Source organism: Rheinheimera aquimaris (genome assembly GCF_020531985.1).
Taxonomy (GTDB): domain Bacteria; phylum Pseudomonadota; class Gammaproteobacteria; order Enterobacterales; family Alteromonadaceae; genus Alishewanella; species Alishewanella aquimaris.
This window is the reverse complement of sequence record NZ_JAJAVQ010000003.1, coordinates 143,291-156,357: the sequence shown is the minus strand read 5'-3', so window position 1 is coordinate 156,357 and position 13,067 is coordinate 143,291. Positions and strand designations below refer to the sequence as shown.

The 13,067-nt window shown below is 50.1% G+C and carries 12 protein-coding genes and 1 riboswitch; of the genes, 5 read left to right on the top strand and 7 right to left on the bottom strand.

The genetic code is table 11. The annotated features are described in order from the left end of the window. Window positions 1–7 precede the first annotated feature (7 nt). Both ispA and xseB read right to left on the bottom strand, forming a co-directional pair. Entirely contained in the window at window positions 8–895 is an 888-nt protein-coding gene (gene ispA / locus LHL18_RS09805) for a (2E,6E)-farnesyl diphosphate synthase (RefSeq protein WP_226766957.1), read from the bottom strand. A gap of 2 nt (window positions 896–897) precedes the next feature. Then, the gene (gene xseB, locus LHL18_RS09800) at window positions 898–1,143 is read right to left on the bottom strand and encodes an exodeoxyribonuclease VII small subunit (protein WP_134056150.1); all 246 of its coding nucleotides are present in this window, start codon (window positions 1,141–1,143) and stop codon (window positions 898–900) included. A 199-nt stretch (window positions 1,144–1,342) separates the two neighbouring features. Between xseB and pomA the strand changes: the two genes are divergently transcribed. From pomA to thiI, 3 genes are all read left to right on the top strand, one after another. Further along, window positions 1,343–2,110: a flagellar motor protein PomA gene (gene pomA / locus LHL18_RS09795; RefSeq protein WP_134056147.1), complete on the top strand. Its 768-nt coding sequence runs from the start codon at window positions 1,343–1,345 to the stop codon at window positions 2,108–2,110. 3 nt (window positions 2,111–2,113) lie between these two features. Beyond that, complete coding sequence (locus LHL18_RS09790; RefSeq protein ID WP_134056145.1) at window positions 2,114–3,076, top strand: flagellar motor protein MotB; 963 nt, start codon at window positions 2,114–2,116, stop codon at window positions 3,074–3,076. An 84-nt stretch (window positions 3,077–3,160) separates the two neighbouring features. Continuing rightward, on the top strand, window positions 3,161–4,618 hold the full coding sequence (thiI, locus tag LHL18_RS09785; protein ID WP_134056143.1) for a tRNA uracil 4-sulfurtransferase ThiI: 1,458 nt from the start codon (window positions 3,161–3,163) through the stop codon (window positions 4,616–4,618). A gap of 6 nt (window positions 4,619–4,624) precedes the next feature. Here the strand turns inward: thiI and LHL18_RS09780 are convergent, their stop codons facing one another. Next, window positions 4,625–5,524 carry a ketopantoate reductase family protein gene (locus LHL18_RS09780; protein WP_226766955.1) on the bottom strand — a complete coding sequence of 300 codons (900 nt, stop codon included), beginning with the start codon at window positions 5,522–5,524 and terminating at the stop codon, window positions 4,625–4,627. Beyond that, window positions 5,491–5,847, bottom strand: a complete 357-nt coding sequence (locus LHL18_RS09775; RefSeq protein WP_134056137.1) for a VanZ family protein — start codon at window positions 5,845–5,847, stop codon at window positions 5,491–5,493. The genes LHL18_RS09780 and LHL18_RS09775 overlap by 34 nt, the downstream gene beginning before the upstream one ends. A gap of 92 nt (window positions 5,848–5,939) precedes the next feature. Between LHL18_RS09775 and LHL18_RS09770 the strand changes: the two genes are divergently transcribed. Then, window positions 5,940–6,422, top strand: a complete 483-nt coding sequence (locus LHL18_RS09770; protein WP_134056134.1) for a YajQ family cyclic di-GMP-binding protein — start codon at window positions 5,940–5,942, stop codon at window positions 6,420–6,422. Window positions 6,423–6,485: 63 nt separating this feature from the next. Continuing rightward, window positions 6,486–6,672: riboswitch (cobalamin riboswitch) on the top strand. Between the two features lie 38 nt (window positions 6,673–6,710). After that, the gene (locus LHL18_RS09765; protein WP_226766953.1) at window positions 6,711–8,486 is read left to right on the top strand and encodes a TonB-dependent receptor domain-containing protein; all 1,776 of its coding nucleotides are present in this window, start codon (window positions 6,711–6,713) and stop codon (window positions 8,484–8,486) included. 26 nt (window positions 8,487–8,512) lie between these two features. Here the strand turns inward: LHL18_RS09765 and LHL18_RS09760 are convergent, their stop codons facing one another. The 3 genes from LHL18_RS09760 to LHL18_RS09750 form a co-directional block, all read right to left on the bottom strand. Continuing rightward, a complete protein-coding gene (locus tag LHL18_RS09760; protein ID WP_226766952.1) occupies window positions 8,513–9,364 on the bottom strand; it encodes a substrate-binding periplasmic protein in 852 nt (283 codons plus the stop codon). Then, complete coding sequence (gene msrA / locus LHL18_RS09755) at window positions 9,295–9,831, bottom strand: peptide-methionine (S)-S-oxide reductase MsrA (protein WP_226766950.1); 537 nt, start codon at window positions 9,829–9,831, stop codon at window positions 9,295–9,297. Before msrA ends, LHL18_RS09760 begins: the two co-directional genes overlap by 70 nt. 108 nt (window positions 9,832–9,939) lie before the next feature. Beyond that, entirely contained in the window at window positions 9,940–13,065 is a 3,126-nt protein-coding gene (locus LHL18_RS09750; RefSeq protein WP_226766948.1) for an efflux RND transporter permease subunit, read from the bottom strand. Window positions 13,066–13,067 lie beyond the last annotated feature (2 nt).

Here is a 13,067-nt window from a genome sequence, read left to right as displayed (position 1 = left end):
GCCTGTGTTAAAACCTGCGTTCGATAATGTACTGCGCAAAGGCACGTAATTCATCAGTGTTATACGGTAAGTCGGCCAAAGCGTTCAGCGCTTCCTGATAAAGCTGCTGCGCTTTGGTTTTGGCATTTTCTAAACCCAGTAGTGCCGGATAGGTCGATTTGTTGGCTTTGGTATCTGAGCCTTGAGGCTTACCCAGGGTCACCGTATCGCTTTCTATGTCGAGAATATCATCCTGCACCTGAAATGCCAGCCCTAAAGCGCGGGCGAACCTCAGCAGATTGTCGCATTCTCTGGTATCGGCAGACGGGCTGCACAGCCAGGCCAGTTGCACAGCGCATTCTATCAAGGCGCCGGTTTTTAAACGGTGCATCCGCTCCAGTTGCTCAAGCGTTGTGCTTTGGTTGGTTTGTGCCAAATCAATTGCCTGACCACCACACATACCGGCATAGCCAGACGCAGACGTTAGCCGCTGAATCATCTGCAGTATGGTGTCTGCTTTCACCCGTTGGTAAGGGTGACTGCTAAGTACCTCAAATGCCAGTGTTTGCAAGGCATCACCAGAGAGAATGGCGGTGGCCTCGTCAAACGCCTTATGGCAGGTGGGTTTGCCTCGGCGTAAATCATCATTATCCATTGCCGGCAGATCATCATGAATTAATGAGTAGCTGTGCAGCGCCTCTATCGCAGCTGCCGGACCATCCAAATCATGCAGGCTGGCACCAAGCATAGTGCCGCAGCTGTATACCAGAAAAGGCCGTACCCGTTTTCCGCCTAGCAGCAAGCTGTAAGACATTGCTTGCATCAGACGGCTGTCGGTTACCGGCTGTTGGGATAAGACTTGTTGCAGGTGTTGTTCTACCCGTTGCTGATACAGCGGCAAATTAGCAGGCAGCACACCTAATCTCCTTGCTCGGGTTCAAAGGGCAGCAGGCTTTCCTGTTGCTGTTGTTGCATCAGCAGTTGCACTTTTTGTTCTGCACCTTGCAGTAATTGCTGACTTTGCCGGGCAAGGGTAATACCACGTTCAAACCGGGCTAAAGATTGATCCAGAGAAAGGTCTCCCTGTTCCAGTTGTTGTACTATCTGTTCCAACTCGGACAAGGTTTGTTCGAATTGGCTCAAATCGGCTTTTTTCTTGCTCATACTGCCCCCGGAAAAAGTGTGCGCAAAGGTACCTTAGCAGGCTATTATGGTCAATCAGAAAGCACAAGTGAAAAGCTAAATAGATAATTTCACGTAATTTATACTCAATCATTGCTTGCTGTTGTCGATAAACAGCTATCGTCTAAGATAAACTTGTACAGACGGTCGATGTAGCAGTGCGTGATCTAAGGAGATAAGAGTGGATATAGCTACCCTGGTTGGTATGTTGGGCGCAATTGGCTTCGTGGTAATGGCAATGATCCTGGGCAGTAACGGCGCTCCCGGCATGTTCATGGATACTGTATCTGTACTGATTGTATTTGCTGGTTCTATTTTTGTTGTTATCTCCAAATTTACCCTCAGTCAGTTTTTTGCCTCGGGTAAAGCTGCAGCAAAAGCCTTTATGTTTAAAATTGAGGCGCCGGAAGAGCTGATTGAAAAAGCAGTACAACTGGCAGACTCAGCGCGTAAAGGCGGCTTTCTGGCACTGGAAGAAGCTGAGATACCCAATGCCTTTATGCAAAAAGGTGTCAACATGTTGGTGGATGGCCATGACGCTGATGTCGTGCGAGCGACCTTATTAAAGGACATCAGCCTGACAGAAAAGCGACATGAAACCGCTATTGCCATCTTTAAAAGCCTGGGTGATGTCGCGCCGGCAATGGGTATGATAGGTACGCTGATTGGTCTTGTTGCAATGCTATCAAACATGGATGACCCTAAAGCAATCGGCCCGGCGATGGCGGTTGCTTTGCTGACGACTTTATACGGCGCTTTTATTGCCAACATTATTGCGATACCGCTGGCAGACAAGCTGGCCATTCGTAACGCGCAGGAAAAAACCAATAACCAGCTAATTCTTGATGCTATTTTGGGTATTCAGGACGGACAAAACCCTAAAGTGATTGAAGGGATCCTGCGTAATTATCTGGCGCAAAGTAAACGTGAACCAGCGGCTGCGGAGTAAGTCATGAGTGATGAAGCAGAAGAGTGTAAATGCCCACCACCCGGTTTGCCGGCGTATATGGGCACCTTCGCTGATTTAATGGCGCTGCTGATGTGCTTTTTCGTACTGCTATTGGCGTTTTCTGAAATGGATGTGCTGAAGTTTAAGCAGATTGCCGGTTCAATGAAGTTTGCCTTTGGGGTGCAGAATAAAATCGAAGTAGAAGACATTCCAAAAGGCACCAGTATTATCGCGATGGAATTCCGGCCCGGCCGACCTGATCCGACGCCGATAGAAACACTGCAACAGCAGACGATTGAAATTACCCAGCAGGTAATTGAATTTCAGGCTGGTGAGGAAGATTCTGCCGGTGGCCGACAAGAGCAACGGGAAGATTTAAGCGGTGGCCAGTCGGTCAGCAATGCTGAAGAAATCATGGATGGCGAATCGGCAGCGGCTGAGGCACAGGCAGAAGCGCAGCAGGAACAAACCAATGAAATGGTGAAAAAGCTGGCTGAACAATTGGAAAAACAAATTGTTGATGGCGCGATAGAGCTGGAGTCACTGGGCCAGCAAATTATTATCCGCATCCGCGAAAATGGCTCTTTTCCATCTGGTTCATCGTTTTTGCAGCCACGTTTTAAACCAATTATTCAAAGGATTGGTAGCTTGTTAAACGAAGTGCCGGGCGAAATTACGGTTACAGGCCATACCGACGATATTCAGGTATCGGATGAGCTGCACAGTAATAACTGGGATTTATCTGCCAAGCGCGCGGTGTCAGTTGCAACAGAAATGATTAAAGCCGATGGCTTTGATCGTACGCGTTTAGTGGTGGTGGGGCATGCCGATACCAAGCCACTGGTGCCGAACGACACTGATTTAAACCGGCGTCGCAACCGTCGGGTAGAAATTTCGATTATGCAGGGTAAGGCAAAAGAGTCTGACCCGATAAGCCTGGAACCTGCCTCAGGTAACAGCCAATAAAGCACGGGCGCAGATTAGGTCTTTGTTAAGAGATCCGCTATAATCTGCGCCACTTTTTTCCCTGCTGATATTTGCTGCTGTCCGATGATTGAATTTATTATCAAACTGCACCCGGAAATTGCCATTAAAAGCAAATCGGTGCGTAAACGCCAGACGTTGTTGCTTGAGCGCAACATCAAGACCATTTTGCTGCGTACCGACAGCAATATCGAAGTTAACAATAATTACGATCACCTGACGATCCGCTGCCCCAGTGAAGATGTAGCTATCCAGCAACAGTTGATTGACCGCTTAAGCTGTATTCCCGGCATCGTGCATTTTTCTGAGATGCAGTCGAGCACCTTCAGCTCTTTGCACGATATCTATGAGCAGGTTGCCGCTGTATATGCCGGGCAAATACAGAACAAAACCTTTTGCGTGCGGGTGCGCCGTGCTGGCAAGCATGATTTCTCGTCAATTGAAGCAGAACGTTATATCGGTGGCGGTTTAAACCAGCTGGTGGCGTCTGCGCAGGTAAAACTGACTAAACCAGATATCGTTGTTGCGCTTGAGGTACGAAAAGATCAGCTGATTATGGTGCGCAAACAGCATCAGGGCATGGGCGGCTTTCCTTTGCCATCGCAGTCTGATGTGCTGTCATTGATTTCAGGTGGTTACGATTCAGCCGTCGCCAGCTACCTGATGATCCGCAAAGGCCTGCGCACGCATTATTTGTTTTTTAATCTCGGTGGCGCTGCGCATGAAGCCGGTGTACGTGAGATGGCACACCTGATTTGGCAAAAATACAGCCTGTCGCACAAGGTTAAATTTGTCAGCGTCAATTTTGCGCCTGTGGTTGATCAGATTTTAGAGACTATCGATAACGGGCTGATGGGCGTTGTTCTTAAGCGCATGATGATGCGCGCCGCCAGCACTGTAGCAGAGAAGCTGGGTATTAAAGCTATCGTCACCGGTGAAAGTATTGGCCAGGTTTCCAGTCAGACCATTGCCAATTTAAACGTGATTGACCGGGTAACGGAAACATTAATCCTGCGCCCGCTGATTTACCAGGATAAGCAGGAGATCATCGCGCTGGCAGCCAAGATTGGCGCTGAAGATATTGCCAAGAGTATGCCGGAGTATTGTGGTGTTATCTCGCGTAAACCTACGGTCAATGCTGTGCTGGCCGAGGTTATCGCCAATGAGCAGAACTTCGATTTTGCTGTGCTGGACCAGGCAGTGCAGGACGCCAAGGTGCTGGATATCCGCACCATAGATTACCAGGCTGAGCAACAGGCTGATGTGGTCACTGTGCTGGCGCAGTTACCTGCCGATGCGGTAGTGCTGGATATCCGTAGCCCGGAGGAAACAGACGTCAAGCCGCTGACTGTCGAAGGGCATGACGTGGTTGAGCTGCCGTTTTTCCGTCTGGCGTCGCAGTTTGCTAATCTGGATCAGAGCAAGCACTATTACTGCTACTGTGAGCGCGGTGTCATGAGCCGGCTGCAAGCGGTGGTACTGCAAGAGCAGGGCTTTAAAAACGTATCGGTTTACCGGCCTTAGTCTTACTTAATATCTCTGTTGCTGGCGCAGTAAAATCTGCTCCAGCAGCGCCTGATTATGCGGCACGCTGATATTATGGTGCGCCGCCTGTTGTACTACATATCCTGTTATTGCGTCTATTTCGGTACGTCGGCCGTGCGCTAAATCCTGCTGCATTGATGAGAAGTTCTGCGCAGTACTGCTGATAACCCGTAGTACGGTTTGCAAGGTGCTGTGTGCAGACATTGGATAACCGCAGGCTGCTGCAACCTTGCACACTTCGGTGACCAGTGCTTCGATGTGTTGGTGGTATTTCTGTGCGGCAAGTTCGCCATTGCGGCAATTGTACAGTGCTGTCAGTGGGTTTATCACGGCATTGATGGCCAGTTTCTGCCACAGCGCCGGTTGAATATTATCGGTAAGCGTCACAGGGCCAAGCGCTATGTCCATCGCCTGTAGCACTTGTTGCTGCTTTACTTTCGCGGCGTTATTAAGTGCTGCCAGTGTGCTGCTGCCAGTGCCTGTATGCTGCACAGTATCTGGTTGTTTTAACGCCCCGTGGGTCGTGGTCAAAAACCATAAGCCATGCCCGGGGGCTAGCATTGGTTTTACCTGCTCGATAGTGCCCATGCCGTTATGACTTAGCACCAGTTGTGCATCTGAAGCCATGGCCGGTAACAGGGTTTGCACGGCTTCTGTTACCGCATAGCTTTTTACCGGTATAAGCACCGCAGAAATGGGCGCCGAAGCAGGCTGAAACTGTAACTGACGATGAGCAAATTTAATGGTCAGCAACCGGGGGGTACGCAGCCATAGGCTGACGTCAAAGCCCGCTTGCTGCATGCGGCACGCAGCCAGTAAGCCTATAGCTCCCTGACCAACAATGCTCCAGCTTAACGCTGGCTGCGGGGCCGGATTTTGTGCCACAGGCTACGCACCAGATAAAAGCTGATGACGCCGGTAATATCAGCTGCAAAATCAAGCCAGTCGCCCTGGCGGCGGGTAAAGTAGTGTTGTACCAGCTCAATAGCACCGCCGTAACTGCCAAGCACAATAAAGGCTGTGAGCGGTGCCAGTTTAAAGCCTTTCCACAATAATGCGGCCAGTAAGGCAAAAATACTAAAATGCACCAGCTTGTCCACATGAGCAAAGCCGGCGATAACACGGTGGCCGTTTAGCTCAGCCAGAAAGCTTGCCGTCGCCAGCACAAAGAAGGAGAGGCAAAAAACGCGGTAGACAGTCTGCGACACAAAAACCCCCGTAATATATGGCGCTCGGATTGTAACAGTTTTCTGGTTATAATCACCAGCAAACAGAGGCTCTTATAGTCAGGAGATAAAGAATGCCGTCTTTCGATATTGTTTCAGAAGTTGATATAAACCAGGCGAAGAACGCCGTAGATAACGCTAAACGGGAACTTGAGACCCGCTTTGATTTTCGTGGCGTTAACGCCAAAATTGAGCTGAACAAAGAGCAGATTGAGCTAACTGCTGAAGCCGACCAGCAAGTGATGCAACTGTTTGATATTTTTGCGACTAAAGCCAGTAAGCTTCAGCTGGATGTCAGTAGTTTCAAGATTGAAAAAGAAGAACGTCACGGTAAATTTATCACCCGTCATGTCAGTATAAAGCAGGGTATCGATAAAGAGATGGCGAAAAAAATCGTTAAACTGGTTAAGGATAGCGGTATTAAAGTGCAGGTGGCGATACAGGGTGAAGAGCTGCGGGTAACCGGTAAAAAGCGCGATGATTTACAGGCTGTTATGCAATTGGTACGTACCAGCGAGCTGGGGCAACCGTTTCAGTTTAAAAATTTCCGCGATTAAGTTTTAGCCATCCAGCCATCTATTGACATTTTTCATTGATGGCGTAAACTGCACGCGGCTCCAAATGGAGCCGCTTTTTCTGGTGCTGCAGAATCACTGCAGTTAAACGGGAATCTGGTGCAAATCCAGAGCTGCCCCCGCAACGGTAAACAACTGAGCTGTACTCAAGGCCACTGTCACAGGATGGGAAGGCGGGTGCAGGCGAAAGCAGGTTGTCAGCCCGGAGACCGGCCCGAAAAATTCCTACAACTTGAATAAATGTGCGGTGGGCACGTTTTCGGAGCTTACATGTTTAAACCTGCTTTTGCGGCCGTTCTGGTCGCGTCCTGCTGCTCGGTTGCAGCAGATGATTCTGTTGAACATATCAGTATTTATGCCAATCGTACCGCAACGCCGCAACAAGAAGTGCTGGCCAGTATCACTGTGCTGGAGCGGGATGACATCGTCGCACGTCAGGCCAGCGATTTGCCTGCTTTGCTCGCGCAGTTGCCGGGTATTAACCTGTCACGTGATGGTGGCCGTGGGCAAACCGCAGGCATTTACATCAGGGGAGGCAATACCGGCCACAGTTTGGTACTGATTGATGGTGTGCGCAGTGGCTCTGCTACTTTGGGATATAAATCACTGTCAATGTTACCGCTGGAACTGATTGAGCGTATTGAGGTAGTTCGTGGTCCTCGCGCAGCATTATATGGTTCTGACGCTCTGGCGGGTGTTATTGCTATTACAACCCGGCGCAGCAAAGCAGTGGAACTCAATGCCAATGTCGGAAGCTATGGTCAGGCCGGAACCGACATTAATGTCAGCCACAGTGCGGAACAGTTAACTTTGCATGCCAGTGCAGGTGTTAGCCGGGCAGATGGTTTTAATGTACGCAAAGATTTAGACGCGGACAAAGATGGCTACAATCAGAAGTACATTAAGCTTGCAGCTGATTATCAAACGACAGTCGGCCAGTTCAGCGCCCAGGCCGACGTCAACAGTGGCTTTTACCAGTTTGATACCAGTTATGGTGTAGAGGACGAAGCTGATACCCTGAACCGGGCTTATTTGTTGGGATGGCAGCATCAGTTAGGGCAGTGGCAACACCAGGCATTACTCAGTCGTACCCTCGACAGTGAAGCGACATTTGGCCCAGGCTCACGCAGCCCGTTTGTTACCGGTAGAGATGAGTTCAGTTATCAGGCAGCAAGCGATCTTACTGATAGCCTCAGCTTTCTGGCTGGTATGAATTGGTACCACGAGCAAGTAGATAAATCTTTAACCGCTTACGAGCAAACCAGCAGAATCAACCGGGCAGTTTTTACCGGCGTTAATTACCAACTGAATGCACTGCAACTGGAAGCTGCGGTACGTCGGGACCTGATTAACCAGTATGGTGGTCAGAATACCTGGCAGTTAGCCGCAGCCTATCAGCTTGCAGAGCATTGGCTGGTGCGTGCCAGCCGTGGCACCGCATTTAAAGCCCCTACATTTAACGACCTGTATTATCCAGGCTACGCCAATCCGGATTTAAAGCCAGAAGAGTCAGAGTCTGATGAGATTGCAGTTAGCTATCGCAATGCGGGTTTGGTGGTGCAATTGGCTTGGTTTGACCGCGATGTGACCAATCTTATTCAGGGGGTAGAGCAGGCCGAAAACGTATTGCTCGCGACAATCGAAGGTATTGAGTTCAGTGTGGAGCAACAGTGGCAGCAATTTAGTAGCACTTTTGCTTATACCTGGCTGGATACTGAGAATGCCAGTACTGGTAAAATGCTTGCCCGCAGACCGGAAAATAGTATTAACTGGCGCGGAAGCTATGATGCAGATAAGTGGTCTGCATTCGTGACTGCTGATTACCAAAGCACTACCTATCAGGGCATGGACTGGGCAACAGGAGCAGATTTGCCGCTGGCACCCGCCCATACTGTCTGGGGTTTTGGCGTAAGTTACATGGTAAACACAGCACTTACAGTTCGAGCCAAGGTCGATAATCTGTTTGATAAAGATTATTACACCAGCGATAGCTATGCTACGGCAGGGACTAACTTTGGTATCAGCCTGAGTTACAGCCCGCGTTAATTGTGTTGTTAAACGCCATGCTGAGATCAGCGTGGCTTTTCTGTTTGTTGCAGTGTAGCTTCAGTCTGCAGGTACTGATAATAACGCTGTGGCTCTTGCGTTTGCTGCAAAGCCTGCCACAGACTTGTCGCCAGCTTCTGATGCTGCAGATAAAAAGCCTTACTAAACACCAGATAACCGGTAGTTTGATAAAGCGGCGGGTAGACTACTTCTAAACCCTCTGTAAAGCCTGTCGGCGCCGGTAACTGGTTCACTTCACACAGCGTCGTGGTGGCGTCAACACGGCCTTGTTTTACTAAATCAAAAGCCTGCTGCTGCGACTGCACCGGTACAATACTGACCCCAACCGGATAATCAGGCGTAGCATAGCCCAGTGGCCTGGCGATAATGATGCCAGCGCCTGAGCGTTGCATAACATTGTCATTGTGACGCTGTACAAGGCACGTTGAATGCTGGCTCAGTGCTAGCCTGTTGTCAGGCTCGTCGTTGCTGGTCAACGGATAGACAGCAAAGCTGCGGCGTGATTCAGCGTAGGTTGCTACCAGTGCATCCACCTTATTTTGTTCCAGTAACTGCAGGCAGCGTAGCCAGGGCTTACGCTGTAACATCAGTTGTATCCGGGTAAGCTTCGCTGCAGCTTGCAAATGCTCTATTGTTACACCGGGTGGTGATGCTATCTGCTCACCGTCACCGGCATAGTAGGGCAGCAACTGTTTATCTTCGTAGCAGAAGTTTAGCCCGGTTGTAGTATTTGCCTGTGCTGCTGTTATCGTCAGGCTTAACAGGCACAACAGCGCCCTGACACCGTTCATGATTTTAACAATGCCTGATAGTGCTGGCGAAACTTCATCATTTTCGGTGCGACTATGACCTGACAATAGCCCTGTTCCGGATGCTTGAGAAAGTAGCCCTGATGGTACTCTTCAGCGATATAAAATGCGGTTACAGGCGATACTTCAGTGACAATACTGCCGCTAAATACATTTTCTGCTTTAAGTTCAGCAATGATGTTATTGGCGATATGTTGCTGCTTGTCATTGTGAAAGAAAATCGCTGAGCGATACTGGGTGCCAATGTCATTGCCCTGGCGGTTAAGCTGAGTCGGGTCGTGCAAACTAAAGAAAATCAGGCAGAGTTGCTCATAACTGATAGCGGTATCATCGTATTCAACCTGCACCACTTCTGCGTGGCCGGTGTCGCCGTCACAAACACGGCGATAGTTGGCAGTTTCAGCACTACCGCCCATATAACCACTGAGTGCGCTTATTACACCATTTAATTGGTTCATAGCTGCTTCAAGGCACCAGAAACAGCCCGCTCCAAAGGTTGCGGTTTGTAACGCCATTGCTTTTCTCCTTCTTCCCTGAGTTTTGACTTTACGCTAGTTTTACGGTTGCATCCAGTTTCTGGATTGCGGAAATAAACAAGGCGCCGACCGGCGCCTTGTTATTGGCTAAGAGGGATGCACCTCGTCGGCGGCATGTTCATCAGGCGCTTCATTTTCCAGTTTATGCAGCTTCTGCTCCAGTCGCTTCGGTGAGCCGGTGTTGCGGGCTATCACCATGTAAGTTACCGGTACCACATAAATGGTCATCAGCGTGGCCAACGCGACACCTGAGAAAATAACCATACCAATTACCATCCGGCTTTCAGAACCCGGGCCGCTGGCAACAATCAGCGGTATGCTGCTCATCGCAGTGGTAAAGGCTGTCATCACAATAGGACGCAGACGCTGCGTGGCAGCTTGCTGTATTGCGGTGGTAAATTCTACACCGGCGTCACGCAGCTGGTTAGCAAACTCAACAATCAGAATACCGTTTTTGGCAACCAGACCTATCAACATGACCAGGCCAATCTGACTGTATATATTCAGCGTCATACCACTGAAGTAAAGGCCTGACAGCGCACCGACCAACCCAAGTGGCACAGTGACCAGGATCACCAGCGGGTGAATAAAGCTTTCAAATTGTGCCGCCAATACCAGATAAGTGATAAGCAGTGCCAGTACAAACACCATTAGTGTTGAACGGCCGCTTTCCTGATACAGCAATGATTCGCCTTTGTAATCGATGCCAACGGTATCATGGATCTCGGTTTCAACAACGTTTTCCAGATATTCCAGCGCTTCACCCAGGCTGTAGCCTGGTGCCATACTAGCCGTTAGCGTAATGCTGCGCATCCGGTTATAGCGGTTCAGGCTGGATGATGTAGCTTCTTCGCGCAGCGTTACCAGGTTATCCAGCGGGATCAGCTCACCGGAGGTTTCAGAGCGCAAATACACATTAGTGATGCTGCCGGGCGCAGTGAAATCATCATCTTTACCTTCAATAATAACGTCATACTCTTTACCACGATCAAGGAAGGTTGTTACCCGGCGTCCGCCCAACATGGCTTCCAGCGAGCGGCCAATGGCGCCAACAGAGATACCCAAATCACCGGCACGTTCGGTATTAATTTCTACTAATACCTGCGGTACTGTCTCTTTGTAGTCGTGATCCAACATCAGAATATTCGGGTTTTCGGCTGCTTTTTCCAGCACTATATCGCGCCAGCGCGCCAGTTCTTCATAAGTGTTGCCCTGCAATACGAACTGAATAGGGCGGCCACCGCCACCGCCGCCGCCAAGGCCACTACGCATAAAAGTGAAAGCGCGCACATCAGGTATTTCATTCAGCTTCTGGCCAACTTCGCCCATCAGCTCCTGCGTGCGGCGCTTACCGTTGTGCCAGTTTTCGGTGCCGACAATCGCTACACCGCCACTATTACCCCAGCCGGGGACCCTTACCAGCAGACGGTTAAACTCGCCTTTTTGGTAGTAGGGCATCAGCACATCTTCAATTAAGCGCATATTGCGGCTGTTGCTGGTGTAGCTGGCGCCTTCGGCCGGGCTCATCATAACAAAGAAGGTACCACGGTCTTCCGGTGGAGCCAGCTCGCTTGGCAGCAGCCGCACCAGCATGTAGCTGGCAATAAAACATAAGGCAACCACGATCATCACCGGCCAACGGGTAGCACAGACGACTTCCAGTTGACGGCGGTAGGCGTTTTCCAGCTTGTGAAAGGCTGCATGCAGCCACAGGCCCAGCTTGCTTTCACGTTTCTGATGCGTCAGTAGTTTGCTGCACAGCATTGGTGACAATGTCAGTGCAGTCACACTGGAAAAGGCTACAGCCGCTGCAATGGCCAGCGCAAACTCAGTAAACAGCTTACCCAGCTGCCCCTGCATAAACACCAGCGGCACAAACACCGAAATAAGCACCAGTGTGGTGGCGATAACGGCAAAACCTACCTCGCGTGCGCCACGGTATGACGCCACCAACGGATGTTCGCCAAGCTCAATACGGCGGTATATGTTCTCCAGCACGACGATGGAGTCATCCACTACCAGGCCAATGGCCAGCACCATCGCCAGCAATGTCAGCAGGTTGACTGAGAAGTCCAGCGCAAACAACACGGTGACGGCGGAAACCAGCGCCACTGGCACAGTTACCGCAGGGATAAAGGTTGCTCTGATATTGCCAAGGAATAAGAAGATTACAACGACCACAAGCACCATGGCGATGGCGAGCGTGTTGTACACTTCCTTTATTGACTCGGCGATAAACAGCGAAGAATCGTAACCCGGCTCGATAGTGGTGCCTTGTGGTAACGTCTCTTTGATCCGCTCCATCTCTGCCCGGGCCGCGCGTACTACTTCCAGCGTATTGGCTTTAGACTGCTTAATAATACCAATACCCAGCAGGTTTTTACCGTCGCCGCGAAACTCACTTTCTTCGTTTTCTGCGGTCAATAATACGTCGGCAACTTCGCCTAAACGCACCAGATAGTTGTTGTCGCCGCGTTTAATCACCAGGCGGCGAAAATCCTGCTGCGTTTTGTAAGTGCGTACGACACGCACGGTAAAATCACGCTCAGTCGATTTAATGTTACCGGCTGGCAGTTCAACGTTTTCTGCCCGCAGCACATTTTCGATATCCTGCACCGTCACGCCACGTGATGCCATCGCATCGCGGTCCAGCCAAATCCGCATCGCATAATCACGTGAGCCACCCAATTGCAGGCGGGCGACACCGTCTACCACTGAGAAACGTTCAACGATATAGCGATCAGCGTAATCTGTCAGCTCCAGTGAGGTCATGGTTTCACTGTTAAGCACAAACCATGCAATGGTGTCTTCATCATCGCTGGCTTTGGAGACTTCCGGCGGGTCGGCCTGATCGGGCAGGTTATTCAGCGCGCGTGATACGCGGTCCCGCACGTCATTGGCGGCAGAGTCGATATCGCGTTCTACATTAAATTCTATTGAAATGTTCGAGCGGCCATTGCGTGACACTGAGTTGATATTCTTAATGCCTTCAACGCCACTGATACGATCTTCCAGCAACTGGGTGATTTTCGACTCAACAATTTCAGCAGATGCACCAGGGTAATTGGTGCTGATGCTAACGATAGGTGTATCGATATCAGGATATTCCCTCAGTGGTAGCATGCTAAAACACACAATACCGAAGACTATCAGCAGCAGGTTTATTACCGTGGCGAAAACCGGTCGTTTTACCGAGGTATCAGACAACCACATAG